The organism is Gleimia sp. 6138-11-ORH1 (assembly GCF_024814355.1).
In the GTDB taxonomy this organism is placed as follows: Bacteria; Actinomycetota; Actinomycetes; order Actinomycetales; family Actinomycetaceae; genus Gleimia.
Genome location: NZ_JANUXV010000006.1, coordinates 50,446 through 68,523, shown reverse-complemented (window position 1 = coordinate 68,523; position 18,078 = coordinate 50,446). Strand labels below are relative to the sequence as shown.

Genomic DNA, 18,078 nt, shown 5'->3' with positions numbered 1-18,078 from the left:
GTAGCGTCCTCGGAAAACTATTTACCTAAACGCCGCTCGCGGTAAGCGTAATCTCTGAGCGCACGCAGAAAATCAACCCGCCGGAAATCCGGCCAAAAAGCTTCACAGAAGTAAAACTCAGAATGCACAGACTGCCACAGTAGGAACCCCGATAAACGCTGTTCACCGGAAGTGCGAATCACCAAATCCGGATCCGGTAGTCCGCGGGTGTACAGGTGGTCGGAAATATCATCAATCGTTAAAACGTCAGCCGCTTCATTTAAAGACATGCCTCGCTCTGCGTAAGAACGAAGCAGTGAGCGTACCGCATCGGTGATCTCATGCCGCCCCCCGTAGCCGATAGCTACATTCACTTTCAAACGATTTTCCACTTTGGAAAGCTCCGCTGATTTTTCAGCAATTCCCGTAAGCTGCGTAGCTACCTCTTCGGGAAGTAAACTCATGTCGCCCACCACTTGCACCAGGTGAGCGGGGTCTTCAGCTACCTCAGCGGTAGCGTCCACAATAATCGAAAGTAACGGGGCAAGTTCTTCAGCGGGTCGCGAAAGGTTATCAGTCGAAAGCATCCAAAGCGTAACTACCTGCACCCCCAGTTCACGGGCCCACCCTAAGAACTCATTGATTTTCGCGGCCCCTTTGCGGTGCCCATAAGCAGTACCGGTGCCGATTGCTTTCGCCCAACGGCGGTTACCATCTAAAATAACGCCAACGTGAGCAGGGATCTTCTCTGGGGTGAGATCCTTCAATAGCTGGCGTTCGTACAGGTTATACAGCACCTTTAAGTTCATCATAAGTTACAAATTATCGAAGATAGTCGGTTTTCACAACGCCAATCCCTAAAATAGTTGCTATGGTTAGGTGATTGGATTTTCTGGAAAGAAAAATAAGGAGACGTTATGTCTGAAGCTCTATGGGTTACGCAAGAAGCCTACGACCGTTTAAAGGAAGAACTGGAACACCGCTCTACCACTTTACGGCAAGAAATCACCCGGAAGATTGATAATGCGCGCCAAGAAGGCGACCTGAAAGAAAACGGCGGCTATCACGCAGCCCGTGATGAACAGTCAATGAACGAAACTCGCATCAACCAGCTAACTAACATTCTGCGTGATGCGGTGGTAGGTGAAAGCCCCGCCGACGATGGGATTGTTGAAGCTGGCATGGTGGTTACCGCTGACATTATGGGACGAGTTTCTAAATTCCTGCTTGGCTCACGCCTAGCCGGATCAAATGATGACTTAGAAGTTTACTCTCTTGACGCTCCGATTGGGCAGGCGCTCAATGGACATAAAGTAGGCGACACTGTCAGCTACTTTGCTCCCACCGGTAAAGAGATTAAAGTAAAAATCCTTGAAGCTACCCCCTATAAAGGCTAGGCTACACCTGAACTAATTATTGTTGCCCGCGAGGAAACTCGCGGGCAACAATAATTACGGGCAATAATCTACCGGCAACCTACTCATAACTGCGTAACAACTGCGTGATCTTTCCAGAAATCCGCATTCTTTTCCCAACTGAGCAATCTTTCCCAACTGGAACACAGTGAAAACCGGCCAGATTAAATCACCTACTTTGCTTCACTCGGCGGCTCTGCAGCATTCCGCGGCCCTTCAACTGCCGAAGCTGAACTTTCTTCTCCATTCAAAGATTCAGTTTGCTGCGCCGCTAGGTCCTGCGCGGAACTTGGGAGTTTACCACCATCTTTCGCGGTAGTTTCCGCTTCAGGAACTACCACAGCCTTTACTTCCACAGATTTTGTCTTAGGATGGCGCAAAGGAGCTTCGTGAGTTGCGAAAGACTCATCGTAAGTTTCCAAAATCTGCTGCTTTAACATCCCCGGAGGCCCACCCGGACGCTCTGGATCACTAATCAAATCCGGGAACCTGTCATAACCGTGCAAGTACAGCAATGAAGTATTCACAAAAGCCGCAATCGGCACAGAGAACATTGCGCCCGCAATTCCAAAGAGGAACGAACCACAAGCAACCGAAAGTAATACTGCCAGCGGATGTAGGGAAACCGCAGAGGACATCAGCCACGGTTGCAGGAAGTTACCTTCAATCTGCTGAACTGCCAAAATAATCAAAAGCATAATAATCGCAGTTTGTGGCCCCTGATCTACCAGTGCCACTAAAACCGCAACCGAGCCGGTAATCATCGCCCCGATAATCGGCACGAACGAACCAACAAAGACTAATACACCCAGGGGGATTGCCAGCGGAACTCCCAGGAAGTAAGCGCCTAAACCAATCCCCACGGCGTCAATCGCCGCTACCATGATTTGTGCGCGTACATAACCATTTAGGGTGATCCAACCGCGGATCGCAGATTCATGGACAGGTTCACGAGCGCCCTCGGGAATAATCCGAATGAACCACAGCCAAATCGTGCGCCCATCTTTTAAGAAGAAAAAGAGAACAAAAAGCGCCAAAATAATTCCAGTTAGAATCGTCCCAATCGAAGCCGAGACCTGCAGCACTCCGGAAGCAAGATTACTGGAATTGTTACGAACTGCCGAAGCAACCGTATTAATTATTTCATCAAGATGGTCGTCAAAATAACTGCTATCAATCCCAAACGGGCCTGAACGCAACCATTCAACCAGTTTCTGCGCTCCCTCTTGGGTACGCGCCCCTAAGTCTTTAAACTGTAGGGCGATTTGAGTGGAGGCAGCTGAAATTAAGCCTAAAACAATCGCTAAACCAACCAGCATCGAAATAGTTGCTGCCAACGCATCTGGGAACTTCAATCTGCGTTTAAGCACCCGGTTAATCGGATCAAGTAGCACCGCGAAAAGTAACGCCACCAGAATCGGAATAATCAGAAAATAAACGTAGGAAAGCAAGTAGCCAAGCAAATACAGCATGGCAGCTACCACCAGGGTACGCCACGACCAAGCAGCGGCTACTCGCAACGACCAGGCAACGTGTTCTTCTACTTTATCTCCGCTACGTTCTGGAGTGTAGATACGCATTGGAGGAGGTTCAGAAACCCCAGTTCGCGTGCGGATCGGCTCAGAAACCTTTTCGATGATTTCCCCAACCTTTAGTTTGCTGAACGGATTTTGTCCAAATATCACCTAAACTCCTTAAAACTAAGTCATTTCTGAGTTTACGGTATGTTTTCTTTCTGCGCCTATTAGAAGAGCTTAATGTCTATCATTTATTTTTCAGTTCCCCGTGGATTGTTGATTTTCTTCTGAGGTTATACTGTTATCTGTAGTTTTCAAGGAGGCACAATGGCTATTTTGGCAGGTTCTTATCCTGATTCAGACGTTCCCGTCTGCACTATTCCCGGGATTCACCCCGTTTTAGGAAACCCAATTGCGGGGCCCTGGGACGCTCCCTATGAGATCCTCTACGTGGGAATGGGTTGTTACTGGGGGGCTGAGCGCATTATGTGGCGTCTCCCCGGTGTGATTGCCACCGCCGTTGGTTTCATGGGTGGCACTACCCGTAACCCCTCTTATAAAGCAGTTTGTACCGGCAAAACTGGTCACGCTGAAGTGGTGCGAGTAGTTTACAATCCACAAGAAATTGATGCGGAAGAAATCATCAAGGCTTTTTGGGAAAATCACGATCCTACTCAGGGGGATCGGCAGGGAAATGACCGCGGCACCCAGTACCGTTCAGTTCTGTTCACTACCACTGCCCGCCAGTTGGCTTTGGCGCAGGCTTCTAAAGAGGCTTACGGAAAGGTTTTAGCAGCTGCCGGATTTGGGCCGATTACAACTGAAGTTGATGAAGCTGCTAACAGTGGCATTTTCTACCTGGCTGAAGGATATCACCAGGCTTATTTGCATCATATTCCCGATGGGTACTGCAACCATGGTCCAAATGGTTACGCTTGCCCTACTGGTTTACTTCCCGAGGGCGCTGGGAAATCCGCTTCTGCTTTTCCTGAGGTTTCTAAAATTCAACTTCCCTAAACCTATTTGGATGCTGATTTTCTGACTAAACTAAGGCGGGCACTTCCCAAATGGGAAGTGCCCGCCTTAACAGTTAAAGATTAATTAACTTTAACGATGTCAGTAACGAATACCAGGGTGTCTCCGCCTTTAATACCTGCCTGTGGAACACCGCGGTCACCGTAACCGAGGGAAGCGGGAATGGAAAGTACCACGCGGGTACCTTCGCGTAGCCCTAAGAGGCCTTGATCCCAGCCTTGGATAACCATACCTACGCCTACGGTGAAATCCAGTGGAGCACCGCGGTCGAAAGAGTTATCGAAGTGATTGCCGTTCCAAACTTGCCCCAGGTAGTGGCAGGAGAGTTTATCTCCGGCTTTTACCTCTGGCCCAGCGCCCTCGCGAATGATTTCAATATGTAAACCAGCCGGTGGCTCTTCCGTGTGGAAGTCGATGGTGGGTTTGCGGAGGAAATTATCGGAAACAGTTAGAAATTCGCTCATTAGTCTCTCTTTTATTTAATAAGTTACAGGAAAGTCCGTAGTTTAGTCGTTGCTTTGCAGGATTGCCAGTAGGCGAACAATCTCCACGTACAACCAAACGACGGTAACCATAATGCCAAAAGCGATCTGCCAAGCGAATACTTTTGGAGCACCATTTTCTACACCGTAACGCGCAATGTGGAAGTCACCAACCAGGCTGAAAGCTCCCAGGCCAATCGCAACTAAACCGATTACGATTCCCAGTGGGAAACCGAAAACAGTGATGCCGGAAAGGCCAAATGGGTTGGAAACTACACCGGTTAGCTGCAGTACCAGGTTAAGCATGTAGTAGAGGAAAATCCCGCCGGTACCGATCATAAGGATCTGCGCCATCTTCGCAGAGTAACGAACTTTACCGGAACGGAATAGGATAAGCATAGTAGCAAACACTGCTACGGTAGCGATTACACCCTGAATGGCTACGTTCGGGTACATAGTTTCCATAATGTATGAGAAACCACCCAGGAAGGCGCCTTCTACTACCGCGTAGGCGATGATTAGCGCAGGGCTGATTTTCTTCTTGAATGAGTTCATCAGAACCAGGCCAACTCCAACTAAACCAGAACCCATAGTCAGCGCGCCACCTAGGTTCAGGTTTACGCTGCTAATCGACCAGCTTACTGCGGTTGCCAGAAGCATAATGCCAAACAGCATACCGGTCTTAGTGATAATGTCATCGTAGGTGAGACGACCGGTGTCTACTGCATCAGCAGAGGGAGCGAAGTAGGCTTCGTTCAGTTCTTCGACAGTTACCTCTTTATCTGCGGGGTTGTACCGAGGCATTTGCGTCGCTGCGTCTGCAGTAGCACCCGGTTGGTAGCCTGGCATTTGTGGGTAGCCAGCTGGCGTGTTTTTCACCAGATCGCGCGCCACAGAATTCATTATTGGATTAGACATAATGCTCCTTGATATAAATTATGAACTTAAATCTAGATTGCCATATAAACCATGGTTTAGCGACTTTTTTAGAGGATTTATAGCTCTAAAATCTCCCCTACCTGAGCGGAAACCAACTATATTGTCTGCTCTGAATATCGAGACTCCAGCAACCCCAAATTTCGTACCATCCCCAAATGTTGTAAAACCCTAGAGTCGCATAATCCCGCGAGTCATATAACCCTATGACCGCTAACCCCGCGAGTCATATAACCCTATGACCCAGTATCTGCGTTAGAAATAAAAAAGCGGCAGAGCCATAAGCTCTGCCGCGATCCGTACCTCCAGCCGGACTCGAACCGGCACTGAATCGATTTTAAGTCGATTGCCTCTACCATTGGGCTATGGAGGCTTGGAACTATTTCATTCTACCTGATTAAATCAAAATTGTTATCATTGAAAAAGCTAAAACTTCTAAACCGTTGCTAAAGCCACTAAAATTCATGGAGAGAAGGCTGCAAATATGCGCCCTGATAAACCGCGCAAATCCCAGAAAAAAAGCACTCGTTCACGGACAATCCTAAAAAGCGCTGTCAGTCATCAGCCGCGCCCTACCAAAATACGTAAGAAACCTCTCACATTTTCTGAACGTCTCAAGCGTATTCCACGCGCTTTTAGAAAGCTGGTTGAGGACGAAACCCGCTCAGGAATCCTCTTAGTCATTGCCGCTTTAGTAGCGCTGATTTGGGCGAACTCTCCCTGGGCAGAAATCTACGAGAACCTGGCGCACACTAAAATAGGTTTCGAATCAGTTAATCTAAACCTTTCACTAAGCCACTGGGCAGCCGACGGTTTACTTACTATTTTCTTTTTCATAGTTGGGTTAGAACTAAAGACCGAATTTGTCACCGGTGCACTTCGTGATCTTAAAGAAGCTACCCTCCCAATGATTGCCGCTGCCTTCGGCATGATCGGGCCAGCTGCAGTTTATCTTTTAGTACAGTATTTGGGACGCTCCGGTGAATATCACGGGTGGGCCATTCCAGCTGCCACTGATATTGCATTTGCAGTTGCCCTGCTGGGCTTATTTGGGAAAGGAATGCCCCCGGCAGCACGTACTTTCCTACTCACCTTAGCGGTGGTAGATGACCTGCTCGCCATTATAGTGATCGCCGCCTTCTATTCTTCCGGCTTAAACTGGTTTGCTTTGGGACTATCCCTATTAGTAATCGCCCTATTCGGAGTTTTAGTGCATAAGCGGATTATGAAGTGGTGGATTCTCATTCCCCTCGGCGTTTTAGCCTGGGCGTTAATGCACGAATCCGGGGTACACGCCACCATTGCCGGTGTGGCTATGGGTCTGCTAGTACCTGCTTCGCGTCTGCGCGGTGAACCCCAGTGGTCATCGCATATTGCCCACTTAATCCACCCGCTTTCAGCCGGTATCGTAGTTCCCGTTTTTGCGTTCTTCGCCGCTGGCGTGAATATTTCTCAATCAGGTGGAATCACCGAAACTTTAGCCAGCCCAGTTGCCCTCGGGGTGATTTTAGGGCTACCGCTTGGAAAGTTCCTGGGCATTTTAGGTTCAGTCGCTTTCTTCACTAAGTTCACCTCACTTCGCTTAGGACACGGGATTGACCTTCGCGACATTGGCGCTATTTCTCTCTTAGCGGGTATCGGCTTCACCGTATCTTTACTTATCGCTGGTTTAGCTTTCCCAGTTGAATCTTCTGAAGTTGCTAATGCGAAACTCGGCGTCATGCTTGGTACGCTCTTAGCCGCAGTTCTGGGTGGTTTAGCAGTTCACCTGCGAGTTAAGCAGCAAAAGCGTGGTACTGCCCCGGATCGGAAGAAACGCTAAAGTTTAGTGGTAAAACACTAAAATTCTTATCGAGGGCGCGGAGTTTGCTCAGTAAAATCCTAGATTTTCTCAGAGCAGACTCCGCGTTACTCCATCTAAAATATCCTGTTCGGAAGTAACTACCTGAGTGACTTGCGGATTAACTTGACCTACTCTGCGTAAGATTCGCGACCATATCAAAGCCCCTGCCCCAATCACGTCAGCTCTCCCTGGGGGCATATAAGCTAAAGCTGCTTTTTCAGCTACCGGCGTGTTAATCATAAAATCACAAGCTGCTTGATGAGCAGCGAAAGAAAGCCGCGCATTATGGATTCTACTTGGCTCATAAGCATCTAAATCCAAAGCTTTAGCGGTAACTGTTGTGGCCGTACCTGCAACTGCTACAAAAGAAGTAACTTCCTGTAGGTTCACAGTTTTAGCTACCCGATCCAAATACTTATCCACCCACTTTGTGGCTTCTTGCAAAGCCTCTTCATGCAGCAGACTCCCCGGTTCGGCACGAAACCCAGCAAAGCGTTCCGTTAAGCGCACGCTTCCCATATCCGCTGAAAAAGCACTAGAAATTGTTAGCCTACCTTTTTCCTCCAGGCTTCCCACCACAAATTCGGTAGATCCACCCCCAATATCAACTACTAAAGTGGGGAAGGTAAGCTCAGTTAAAGAACTGACTGCACCTAAAAATGAATAGCTGGCTTCTGCTTCACCGCTAATCACTTCGGGAACTACCCCCATAGTCTGTTTAATCGCGTCCACAAAATCCGCACTATTTTCCGCATCACGAGAAGCCGAGGTAGCTACGAATCTTAACTTACTTACCCCGTGTTTAACACAAATCTGCGCGTATTTTTTCGCGGCCGCTACCGTACGTGAAATTGAGGTTTCACTAAGCCGACGGGTTTTATCTACGCCCTCGCCTAAGCGAACTATCTCCATTTCCCGACACAGTTCTTCAACTTTTCCACCTGTTTGACGCAGAACAAGAAGCCTAATCGAATTAGTCCCACAATCTATAGCTGCAACAGTAGTTCCCGCCGGTGATTTAGACACCGGAGTTTCCCAAGGAAAAGTAGCCGGCAGGTTTTTTGGAAGATTAGCTCCCATATGCACTTACGCAGTTAAGTCAGCTGGGGTCTGTCCGGGCAGACAACTACATTCCTGCGGCTTCCACAGGCCGTCTGCTTCTAAACGAGAAACTAGAATATCTCCGATTGGGTTCACACCCTGCCCCGCCGCTAAGGTGTGTCCTAAAATCGCGTGTAAGCACTTGACCCGATTTGGCATTCCTCCGGCAGAAAAATCTTTAATCTCAGGGACTTCTTCAATCGCATCACGGCTCGAAATGTAGTGGTTGTGGGCCTGCGCATAAGCAGTCCGCAACGCTTCGTCCTCAGCCAGTAGCTGGTTGAGTTCTTCCATCCACTTGCCAGCTTCTAAAACTGAACACCCTTTAACTGCAGCTGGGTGAGTTAAATAGTACATGGTGGGGAAAGGGGTGCCATCTTCTAAACGTGGTTTTGTCGCTACCACGGCGGGTGCCCCACAGTTACAGCGGTAAGCGATTCCCATTACGCCGCGGGGGACCCTCCCAAGTTGCAGTTCCAGTATCTTTAGGTCCTGCGCAGTTGCTTCGCTGATAGTCACGTTTCTCCTTGCTGATGTTAGAACTGTAGCTAGTTTCTTTGTCGTAAATTCAGTTTCCGTCACCCTCGGGTGGGGGTGCGGGGATTTCTTCTGCTAACTTAACTGAATCCATGATGACCAGGTACCAAGGAAGCGTGGTTTCGGAGCGGGTTTGTTTTTTGCTTCCTGCTTCATTGGGGGCATCTACTACCAGATACTGGGTTTCCCCTGGGCGAATATACCCCAGCCGGGAACGAGCTTGGCTGGCAATGAAACTATCTGACTGCCATTTTTCCAGTTCGCTGGTTAAACGCTGGTTTTCAGCTTTAGCTTCGGCAAGTTTTTGGCTGATAGCGTTATATTCTCGGTTTTGTTTCCACCATTGGCTCAGTGGCTGCCCTAAGGCAACAAAAGCAACTAGGGTGACAAGCACTAAAACTATTAAAAAGGCGGGAAATTTCGCTGGTGGCTGCCCGTCAGCTGTAGTTACTGCAGTATTTATTTCCCCCAACAGTTGCGTACCAGTTTGCTTTTTTCGCGGCGAATTTCGAGTTGTCCGAGGGCGGCGTACTCTTTCTAACCGACTATTTCCTGTTACTCTGGCGGACCCACCCACGGCGACGCGGGTGGAGGTTTCAGACTGCTTAACTGAAGTTAGGTGTGATTCAGAAGCCCTCTGGCTTTTGCGCCGAGGAACTCGAGGTCGCCCTCTGTTAGCTGCGTTCATTTCCACTCACTTCAGTTAGCAACTTTACAAGTTTTACTGAGCCGGACGTTCAAAGACTACTGCCATTGGGGTTTGCTGCGTGCCCTGTCCCAGTGGGTTATCAGCAAACTGTGCTTCGTAGTGTTCCAACGAATGGCTTCCGGCTGCCCCTAAAGCATTTCGCCCAATGTCATTGGCATCCATAATAACTACCCCGTCAAAGGTATTTGCCCAGGCGGGGGGAAGTACTTCTAAGAGTACTTTCTTTAAGTGGGCTGCTACTTTTTCAGGATCTTTAGGAGGTAGTTTTGCAGAAACGTTCGATGGGTAAACCGAGTATTCGGTAGGGCCGTCAATAGCGCGCACGTTTGCTCCAGCTAAGTTGTAGAAAACTCCGCGTTTGCCAGCTAGTTTCCCTAAAACTCCGCCTGCGGAAGCAAACAGGATCCTGGGTAGACCAGCTTCATTGATAGCCAGCTGCATGGTGACTGGGTCACCTAAGCCGATTCCCGCTGGGGTCCGAGAAACGTATTTGGAAAGTTTCCGCGCAGCGAAACCGGGTTTAATCTCCCAGGTGAACCATGAGCGCCCCTGCATGATGGCGATGATTTTCTCAGAAATAGTCAGGTTCCACCGATGGCCTTCAGTGGCTTGTTTATCGTCAGTATCTCCGTTAGCTTCAAGTTCCTTAAAGAAATCCAGAACGTAACGGGTGATTTCATCCTCCATCTGTGAATCTTTAGAGAACTTTTCAGTTTGGATTGGGTAGCGGCGGGCAATCATTTCCCCCACGGGTAAATCAAGTTCTTTCCCAGCGTTAGCTTCTAAAGGCTCTTTCGGATCAGCCGGTAAAGACGCACCCATGTCAGATTTATCTATTGCTTCTTCTGAAAATATGGTGAAGTCAGCTTCTTCATCTAAGAAAAGTCTTGCCCAAATTTCGACGTTGAGTAAACGCCAAAATAGCATGGTGTCTGCCCCATTTTCCTCATTGATGTAACCGTGGAAGGCTTTTAATACTTCCGCTTGGTTAAACCAGGGGCGTTTTCCGAATGACTCAGATTCAAAGATCGCGTTAATGGAGTTTTTAATCCGCTTAAACCATTCATTTTCCGGAGTGGTAAAGCCAATCTTATTGCGGCGGGTGGAAACCATTTCCGGAAGAATATCTTTAGTTGCGTCACGAAGAATACGCTTATTCCAACCCGCTTTAATAATCGCGTCATCCGCTAAGGAAAACAGGAATTTCACCGTGTCTTTATCTAAGAAAGGGACTCTTCCTTCTAAGGAAAAACGCATTGTGTTACGGTCTTCATAGCGCAGCAGCGAAGGCAGGGAGTTTCTGAAAAGATCTTCCAGCAGACGTTCGCGTAAGTTATTGCGGGTAGATTGCAGAGCCTCTCCAGAGTGGTTAGCAATGAAACTTGCATTCAATAGGTTTTCCACCGGAACATCTGGTTTGGCAGTGAGTTTATTCTTTACACGGAAACGAACTAAACGAGCCAGGACATCTGCGCTGCGAGCCACCTCAAGAGCAAGTTTGCGATACTCTCCCTGTGCTTTTAGCTGGTTGAAATAAGTGAAGTAGTAGGGAATGTACCCCGCCATCATTTCATCAGCGCCCTGCCCGTCTAAAAGTACGGTCACGTGTTTAGAGGCTTCTTTCATCACACAGTATTGCGCGTAGGGGCCGGAAGAAATAATTGGTTCTTCCTGGGTGCGGATAAAGTCTACGAGGTCGGCTTTGAACTGGTCTGCATTCGGCAGAATCTTATGGGCTTTCACACCGTTATCGCAGCGTTCTAAAACAGCGTCTACGTAGCGTTCTTCGTCGTTTAGAGAACCGGGGAATACGGCTGAGAAAAGATTTTGTTCCTGCCCCACTGAAGCGGTTTCTTCCGCGTTAGTGCCCAGTAAGCGGTTAATGATTACGGCTACGGCAGATGAGTCTAATCCACCTGAAAGGGAAGTTCCTACCGGTACTTCCGCCTGTAAACGTTCTTTCACCGATTTAAAAAGCAGCTCACGGTATTGTGCGATGGCACTTTCATCGTAGGGGCGTTGGATTTTAGCGGCTTCGCGAAGTTCTTCAACGAAGTTTGTGTAGTTTGAGATCTTGATTCCCGCTGCGCTGATTACCGCCATTTCCCCTGGTAACAGCCGTTCGATTCCTTTGAAGAAAGTCTCCCGAGAGTCTTCGTGAATCCTAAAACGTAAGTAGCGGTAGAGGATTCGTTCATTTGCTTCAGCTTTAAACTGCGGTACAGCCAAAATAGATTTCAATTCTGAACCGAATACAAAACCTGCACCAATCTTTGCAAAGTAAAGCGGTTTAATCCCAAAATGGTCGCGACTTAAAGTGAGTTCAGCTTTTTCTTTATCCCAGATAGCTAATCCCCACATACCGTTGAGGCGGTCAAATACGGCACTTCCCCACTGGGCAAAACCTTTAAGAACTACTTCAGTGTCAGTTCCAGTGTGGAATTCGTATCCCAGAGCTTCTAGTTCTGCCTGTAACTGCTTGTAGTTATATACTTCGCCGTTATAAATAAGCGTAAACCGACCATCTGAAGTGGTCATAGGCTGGTCGCCATGAGAACGTCCCAAAATGGCTAGACGCTGATGCACTAAGCCTACTGGCCCGTCTAAACAGTCTCCGGAACTATCTGGACCACGGTGTGCTTGGCAGCGACTCATCTGTGCCAGTAAGTCTGGGGTGAAGTTTTCTTCGGTCCCGTAATATCCGGCGATCCCACACATGAGTTATCCTCTTTTCCTACAAAAATTCTGCTATTTTGAGTTTACTTTAGTAGGTTAGGTTTGGAAAACGCTACACCCGCTATTTTACCGATCGGGACGGTTAAGCCAGTCACCTTGAAAACTTCAGCCCTAACAAAAGTGGACACCACCAAAAGGTGGTGTCCACTTACGTTTAAGTAGTTAAGTTATAGCTTAGCCCTTGAAACGTGGGAATGCGCCTGCGCCAGCGTAAACTGCTGCAGTTTCCAGTTCTTCTTCAATCCGTAGTAGCTGGTTGTACTTAGCTACACGTTCGGAACGAGCTGGAGCACCAGTCTTAATCTGACCGGAGTTAGTTGCCACTGCCAAGTCAGCAATGGTGGTGTCTTCGGTTTCGCCGGAACGGTGAGAGGTCATGGAACGGAAGCCGGCGCGGTGTGCGTCTTCAACAGCGTCCAAAGTCTCGGTTAGAGAACCAATCTGGTTTACCTTAACCAGCAAAGCGTTAGCAGCATTTTCTTCAATGCCGCGACGTAGACGGGCTGGGTTGGTTACGAATAGGTCGTCACCAACTAGCTGTACGCGGTGTCCGATCTGACCGGTGAGGGCTTTCCAAGCGTCCCATTCATCTTCAGACAATGGGTCTTCGATGGAAACCAGTGGGTAGTCGGTGATTAGCTTCTCATAGTAATCAACCATGAATTCGGTGGGGCGTGCCTGGCCTTCAAACTGGTAAGCACCGTCCTTGAAGAATTCGGTAGAAGCAACGTCCAGTGCCAAAGCAATGTCAGATCCTGGCTTGAAACCAGCCTTTTCGATTGCTTCCATGATCAGATCCAAAGCAGCGGTGTTGGAATCTAGGTTTGGTGCGAAACCACCTTCGTCACCCAGACCGGTGGAAAGTCCACGTTCCTTAATAACAGCCTTCAGAGTGTGGTACACCTCAGCACCCCAACGCAGCGCGTCACGGAAGGTGTCTGCACCCAAAGGAGCAATCATGAATTCCTGAATATCCACGTTGGTGTCTGCGTGAGAACCACCGTTGAGGATGTTCATCATTGGAACAGGTAGTACGTGTGCGTTTGGTCCGCCCAAGTAACGGTAAAGTGGTAGGCCAGCGGAATCAGCTGCAGCCTTAGCTACTGCCAAAGAAACGCCCAGGATAGCGTTTGCGCCCAGCTTACCTTTGTTGTCAGTTCCGTCCAGAGAGATCATCAGTTCGTCGATGTGACGCTGGTCGGTAGCTTCTTCGTCAATCAGTTCTGGCTGGATTACGTTTACTACAGCATCAACTGCTTTTTCAACACCCTTACCCAGGTAACGATCCTTGTCACCATCACGAAGTTCCACAGCTTCAAATGCACCGGTAGATGCACCAGATGGAACAGCAGCACGGGAAACGGTGCCGTCTTCCAGCAGAACTTCAACTTCTACGGTAGGGTTGCCGCGGGAATCCAGAATCTCGCGTGCGCCAATGGCGTCAATACGTGCCACTTTATTCTCCTTATTTTAGTTTTGCGGCCAAATGACCACGTTTTATGAAAAGGCCAGCTGGCCCAATCTTTCTTGACTTATCGTCAAAAGTTCTATGGTTTAGTTTGCCCCTGCTTAGACTGAATATCTAAAACACCGGGGAAACTAGGAGGAAGCATAGTCCCTGCTTCTGAAACTGAGCCGAAACGCGGATTAATTTCAACCTTACGTTCCGCTTGAGTTTCTAAAAATAACTGCGAATAGGCTTGTTGCCCAAGCTTCTGATTAAGATTTTGCAGAACTGAATTAACGTAGAATGTTTCCACCGTAATATCTGAAAGTGGCCCAGTCCCCTCAGGGAGTCCTTTTTCCAACTCTGCTCGGACTTGCTCCATAGAAATGTCCACACCATTGAGTTCTGCCAATTCTTTTGCAGTTTCTAACCGAGACAGAAAATCAATAATCGTATTAGCCTGCACGGGATTACCAGCCACTAAAGAAGCTTCCTGAGCTGCTTGCGTAACCTCAACAGTACGATACTCTTTACCGTCCACAATCAGCGCTACACCCGGGTGAGCACTACAAGCACCCAAACCTAAGGCTAAAGCTCCCGCAGCCACTGTGGTAATCAAACGTTTTACATTCATAAACTTGCCTATCGGCATCCTTTCATGCAGCAACAAGATACATTTTACTATGCTTTAGCCCCTGGGCGGTAGCCCACCACCACCTTAAGTAGGTTATCTACCCAATCAATCAGATCCTGATCGACCAGTGGCTCACCTCCCAGTTTCGAAGTAGTTGGCAAAGGCACTAAAACCTTACGAATTGCGGGTTTCATAATACTTCCCGGGTAAAGGCGAAGCAGTCTAGCTGCCTGCACATCCCCTAAATCAACCGGCCCTAAACGCAAATATTTTCCCTGCGTAACAATCTCATGTACGCCTAAAGACCTAGCGTGCTCTTTCAAACCAGCAATCGCAAAAAGTAAAAGCACCGTCTCAGGGATAGCCCCATAACGGTCAGTTAATTCGGCGCGCACTTCCGCAGCGTCCTCGAAAGATTCCAAAGCCGCAATCTTCGCGTAAGTTTCCAACCGCAGTTCTTCCCCACGAATGTAACTTACCGGAATATGCCCATCGACCGGAATCTCCACCCGCACATCCGCACGAGTCCCCCGATACTCACCCTTAAAAGCCGCCACTGCGTCAGCCACCATGCGGATATACAGGTCAAAACCAACCCCCGCAATGTGACCAGACTGCTCCCCGCCCAACAGGTTCCCTGCCCCGCGGATTTCCAAATCCTTTTGCGCCACCGCAATTCCCGCGCCTAAATCCGTATTAGTCGCAATTGTCCGCAAACGTTCCAAGGCCGTCTCAGTCAGCGTCTTATTCGCCGGATAAAGGAAATAAGCATAACCTCTTTCACGACCGCGCCCCACGCGCCCACGTAACTGGTGTAACTGGGACAACCCCATCGCATCAGCCCGATCAACAATTAACGTATTCGCGTTAGAAATATCCAGGCCAGTCTCAACAATCGTAGTACAAACTAAAACGTCAAAATCCTGGTTCCAAAAATCAACAATCACTCTTTCCAACTGGTGTTCAGACAACTTCCCATGCGCTACTCTTACCCGCGCTTCCGGCACCAGTTCGGCAATGTGCGCCGCCACCTTATCAATATCTTCAACCCGATTATGAACGTAAAAGACCTGCCCATCGCGTAAAAGTTCCCGCTTAACCGCAGCCACTACCTGCTGATCAGTGTAAGCTCCCACAAAAGTAAGAATCGGATGACGATCTTCCGGCGGAGTTTGCAATACTGACATTTCCCGCAATCCCGTAACCGCCATTTCCAAAGTACGCGGAATCGGCGTAGCCGACATAGAAAGCACATCCACATCGTTACGTAACTGCTTTAACGCCTCTTTATGCTCCACCCCAAAACGCTGTTCCTCATCAATAATCACCAGCCCCAAGTTCTTAAAACGCACTGAGCCAGAAACCAGAGAATGAGTCCCAATCACCAGGTCAATACTCCCTTTCAAGAGCTTTTCCTTCACTTCTTCCGCTTCCTTCTTAGAGGAAAAACGGCTTAAAGAAGCAACTTCCACCGGAAACCCCGTGTACCGAGAAGTAAAAGTCTCATAATGCTGCTGCACTAATAAAGTAGTCGGCACTAACACCGCAACCTGCTTGCCATCTTGAATCGCTTTAAACGCAGCACGCACCGCAATCTCAGTTTTCCCATACCCCACGTCGCCGCACAGTAAACGATCCATCGGAGTCGGCTTTTCCATATCCGCCTTAACTTCCTCAATCGTCACCAGCTGATCAGGGGTTTCTACATATGGGAAAGCCTCCTCTAACTCTCTTTGCCAAGGAGTATCCGGACTGTAAGCAAATCCCTTAGCAGCCTGCCGAGCAGCATAAAGACGTACCAGTTCCCCCGCAATTTCTCTAACTGCCTTACGCGCATTTGCCTTAGTTTTCGCCCATTCAGCGCCCCCAATTTTAGAAAGCGAAGGCGAATCTGAACCACTATAACGCGAAACTTGTTCCAAAGAATCAATCGGCACATAAAGTAAATCAGCCGGCTGTCCGCGACGGGAAGACGCGTATTCAACCAGTAAATAATCTCGGGTCACTGCCTGTTTCCCGCTCCCAATCGTGCGGGTCACCATTTCCTTAAACTTCCCAATCCCATGGGTTTCGTGAACCACAAAATCGCCGGGACGTAAAGAAAGCGGATCAATTGCGCGTTTACGAGAACGAGCCGGAACTTTCCGCATTTCAGCAGTAGATGGCCCGCTGCGCCCCGTTAAATCCGTTTCGGTAATCACCGCAATTTTCAGTTCCGGCTGCACAAACCCCGGGCCGCTTTCCGCCGGCAGAATATCCACCACACCCCGCTGGAAATCAGCTGCCAGTTTCCCCACAATTCTGGCGGGCAAATCCGCTTCTGCGAAAAGTTCCTTAAATCGTTTAGCCGGCCCCGGCCCGTTCGTGGTGACAACCAGGCGCCAGTCCTGCTTCGCAAATTTCCGCAAATCCTTAATAGCCTGCGTTAAATCACCGCGATAGGGCTTTACATTGCGCCCTCCGACTTGGATTAAATGCTCTGCAGCAATCACCGTGGCATGCTGCTCCAACTGCTGACTGTCCAAGGCATCAGCAATTTCCGAGGGCGCCATTTGCGTCATCCGCACCCACGCCAACCGTTTTTGCGTAGCCAACTCACGCATTTCATCTAAAGTGGAAAAAGAAGCTTCTTGCGCTACCAAAGGAATTTTCCCACCCTCAGCGGCACTTTCCCAAGCGGCCGCCATGAACTCTTCCGTGGTGGCAACTAAATCTTCTGCACGGGCTTCAATCCGCTCAGGATCAACCAAAACCACGGAAGTTTCAGCAGGAAGCAAGTCGAAAATAGTCTCCATCTTTTCAACCAGCGCAGGGCTGAGCATTTCCATTCCCTCAACGGTGACTCCCGCAGAAATTAGCTCCAGCATCTCCCGCACACCCGGTAACACATTAGTTAGTTCCCGTGCCTTAGCTTTTACTTCCTCTGTCAAAAGCAGTTCTCTTGCCGGAGGCGCCCATAAACCGCCCTCGGCAACTTCAATCGTTCGCTGATCAGCCACCGAAAAATAGCGGATATCATCAACTTCATTACCGAATAGTTCAACTCGCAGTGGGTGCGCTTCGGTAGGAGGGAAAATATCAATCAACCCGCCACGCACCGCAAGCTCACCGCGCTGAGTCACCATCTCAACCCGAGAATACCCGTAAGAAACCAGTTTTTCCGCTAAAGTTGGCAGATCAACCACCGAACCCAGTTTCAAAGAAATCGGCTCAATCTCAGCTAATCCGCCAATAATTGGTTGGAGGAAAGCACGCAGTGGGGCAACCAGAATTCTAATCTCCCCATCTTTATCAGAGAGCTTTGCACTGGCGTGTTTCAGCCGCCGCATCACTGCAACTCGCCGTGCCATAGTGTCTTTTTGCGGGGAAAGCCGTTCATGCGGTAAAGTCTCCCAAGCAGGAAATAGCTCCACCCCACCCGTGTAACAGCGCAGCGCCTTAACTAACTGTTCAGCGTGCCTGCCCGTCGGAGTAACCACCAGCAGTGTTTTTAGTTCACCGCTGGCACGCGCCTGCGCTAAAACCGGAGGTTGCAAACCGGCTGGAACCACAATGGTTGCCCCCGCGTCAGTTTCACGCGGGGAAGCAGATTGGTCAAATTGGCCAGTTTCGTTAAGTAAATCAGCGCAATGTCTAATCCCCGTTTCCGCTGCCAAGTCACTTAACAAACCCTCAAGTTTCATGCGTTTCCTCTTTATATTCTTAAA

General features: G+C 49.0%; 14 protein-coding genes and 1 tRNA gene. 3 read left to right on the top strand and 12 right to left on the bottom strand.

What is annotated here, in order from left to right; translation table 11 throughout:
- Nucleotides 1-17 precede the first annotated feature (17 nt).
- Entirely contained in the window at nucleotides 18-791 is a 774-nt protein-coding gene (locus tag NXS08_RS07055) for an isoprenyl transferase (protein ID WP_259138874.1), read from the bottom strand.
- A gap of 105 nt (nucleotides 792-896) precedes the next feature.
- Between NXS08_RS07055 and greA the strand changes: the two genes are divergently transcribed.
- Nucleotides 897-1,376 carry a transcription elongation factor GreA gene (gene greA / locus NXS08_RS07050; RefSeq protein ID WP_259138872.1) on the top strand — a complete coding sequence of 160 codons (480 nt, stop codon included), beginning with the start codon at nucleotides 897-899 and terminating at the stop codon, nucleotides 1,374-1,376.
- Nucleotides 1,377-1,567: 191 nt separating this feature from the next.
- On the opposite strand, the gene NXS08_RS07045 is transcribed toward greA, so the two are convergent.
- Complete coding sequence (locus tag NXS08_RS07045; protein ID WP_259138871.1) at nucleotides 1,568-3,079, bottom strand: AI-2E family transporter; 1,512 nt, start codon at nucleotides 3,077-3,079, stop codon at nucleotides 1,568-1,570.
- Nucleotides 3,080-3,238: 159 nt separating this feature from the next.
- Between NXS08_RS07045 and msrA the strand changes: the two genes are divergently transcribed.
- Nucleotides 3,239-3,928: a peptide-methionine (S)-S-oxide reductase MsrA gene (gene msrA / locus NXS08_RS07040; protein ID WP_259138870.1), complete on the top strand. Its 690-nt coding sequence runs from the start codon at nucleotides 3,239-3,241 to the stop codon at nucleotides 3,926-3,928.
- Nucleotides 3,929-4,008: 80 nt separating this feature from the next.
- Here msrA and NXS08_RS07035 read toward each other — a convergent pair whose 3' ends face one another.
- The 3 genes from NXS08_RS07035 to NXS08_RS07025 form a co-directional block, all read right to left on the bottom strand.
- On the bottom strand, nucleotides 4,009-4,410 hold the full coding sequence (locus NXS08_RS07035) for an FKBP-type peptidyl-prolyl cis-trans isomerase (protein ID WP_259138869.1): 402 nt from the start codon (nucleotides 4,408-4,410) through the stop codon (nucleotides 4,009-4,011).
- 42 nt (nucleotides 4,411-4,452) lie between these two features.
- The gene (locus NXS08_RS07030; RefSeq protein ID WP_259138868.1) at nucleotides 4,453-5,346 is read right to left on the bottom strand and encodes a Bax inhibitor-1/YccA family protein; all 894 of its coding nucleotides are present in this window, start codon (nucleotides 5,344-5,346) and stop codon (nucleotides 4,453-4,455) included.
- Nucleotides 5,347-5,664: 318 nt separating this feature from the next.
- Nucleotides 5,665-5,737: transfer RNA gene (locus tag NXS08_RS07025), tRNA-Leu, on the bottom strand.
- A gap of 111 nt (nucleotides 5,738-5,848) precedes the next feature.
- On the opposite strand from NXS08_RS07025, the gene nhaA reads away from it, so the two are divergent.
- The gene (nhaA, locus tag NXS08_RS07020) at nucleotides 5,849-7,186 is read left to right on the top strand and encodes a Na+/H+ antiporter NhaA (RefSeq protein WP_259138867.1); all 1,338 of its coding nucleotides are present in this window, start codon (nucleotides 5,849-5,851) and stop codon (nucleotides 7,184-7,186) included.
- Nucleotides 7,187-7,255: 69 nt separating this feature from the next.
- Here the strand turns inward: nhaA and NXS08_RS07015 are convergent, their stop codons facing one another.
- From NXS08_RS07015 to mfd, 7 genes are all read right to left on the bottom strand, one after another.
- Complete coding sequence (locus NXS08_RS07015) at nucleotides 7,256-8,233, bottom strand: Ppx/GppA phosphatase family protein (RefSeq protein WP_259138866.1); 978 nt, start codon at nucleotides 8,231-8,233, stop codon at nucleotides 7,256-7,258.
- A 60-nt stretch (nucleotides 8,234-8,293) separates the two neighbouring features.
- Nucleotides 8,294-8,827 carry a DUF501 domain-containing protein gene (locus tag NXS08_RS07010; RefSeq protein WP_259138865.1) on the bottom strand — a complete coding sequence of 178 codons (534 nt, stop codon included), beginning with the start codon at nucleotides 8,825-8,827 and terminating at the stop codon, nucleotides 8,294-8,296.
- A gap of 49 nt (nucleotides 8,828-8,876) precedes the next feature.
- Nucleotides 8,877-9,533, bottom strand: a complete 657-nt coding sequence (locus NXS08_RS07005) for a septum formation initiator family protein (protein WP_259138864.1) — start codon at nucleotides 9,531-9,533, stop codon at nucleotides 8,877-8,879.
- Nucleotides 9,534-9,566: 33 nt separating this feature from the next.
- Nucleotides 9,567-12,272 carry an asparagine synthase (glutamine-hydrolyzing) gene (asnB, locus tag NXS08_RS07000; RefSeq protein WP_259138862.1) on the bottom strand — a complete coding sequence of 902 codons (2,706 nt, stop codon included), beginning with the start codon at nucleotides 12,270-12,272 and terminating at the stop codon, nucleotides 9,567-9,569.
- Nucleotides 12,273-12,464: 192 nt separating this feature from the next.
- On the bottom strand, nucleotides 12,465-13,745 hold the full coding sequence (gene eno / locus NXS08_RS06995) for a phosphopyruvate hydratase (RefSeq protein WP_259138860.1): 1,281 nt from the start codon (nucleotides 13,743-13,745) through the stop codon (nucleotides 12,465-12,467).
- Nucleotides 13,746-13,837: 92 nt separating this feature from the next.
- Nucleotides 13,838-14,371 (bottom strand): hypothetical protein, encoded by a 534-nt coding sequence (locus NXS08_RS06990; RefSeq protein WP_259138858.1) that lies wholly within the window; start codon nucleotides 14,369-14,371, stop codon nucleotides 13,838-13,840.
- Between the two features lie 47 nt (nucleotides 14,372-14,418).
- Nucleotides 14,419-18,054, bottom strand: coding sequence for a transcription-repair coupling factor (gene mfd / locus NXS08_RS06985; RefSeq protein WP_259138855.1), 3,636 nt, complete (start codon nucleotides 18,052-18,054; stop codon nucleotides 14,419-14,421).
- Nucleotides 18,055-18,078 lie beyond the last annotated feature (24 nt).

Bases quoted from the DNA above. Each gene is read 5' to 3' on its own strand.
- NXS08_RS07055 (WP_259138874.1), bottom strand. From the start codon at position 791: ATGATGAACTTAAAGGTGCTGTATAACCTGTACGAACGCCAGCTATTG.
- greA (WP_259138872.1), top strand. From the start codon at position 897: ATGTCTGAAGCTCTATGGGTTACGCAAGAAGCCTACGACCGTTTAAAG.
- msrA (WP_259138870.1), top strand. From the start codon at position 3,239: ATGGCTATTTTGGCAGGTTCTTATCCTGATTCAGACGTTCCCGTCTGC.
- NXS08_RS07035 (WP_259138869.1), bottom strand. From the start codon at position 4,410: ATGAGCGAATTTCTAACTGTTTCCGATAATTTCCTCCGCAAACCCACC.
- NXS08_RS07030 (WP_259138868.1), bottom strand. From the start codon at position 5,346: ATGTCTAATCCAATAATGAATTCTGTGGCGCGCGATCTGGTGAAAAAC.
- nhaA (WP_259138867.1), top strand. From the start codon at position 5,849: ATGCGCCCTGATAAACCGCGCAAATCCCAGAAAAAAAGCACTCGTTCA.
- NXS08_RS07005 (WP_259138864.1), bottom strand. From the start codon at position 9,533: ATGAACGCAGCTAACAGAGGGCGACCTCGAGTTCCTCGGCGCAAAAGC.
- asnB (WP_259138862.1), bottom strand. From the start codon at position 12,272: ATGTGTGGGATCGCCGGATATTACGGGACCGAAGAAAACTTCACCCCA.
- NXS08_RS06990 (WP_259138858.1), bottom strand. From the start codon at position 14,371: ATGAATGTAAAACGTTTGATTACCACAGTGGCTGCGGGAGCTTTAGCC.
- mfd (WP_259138855.1), bottom strand. From the start codon at position 18,054: ATGAAACTTGAGGGTTTGTTAAGTGACTTGGCAGCGGAAACGGGGATT.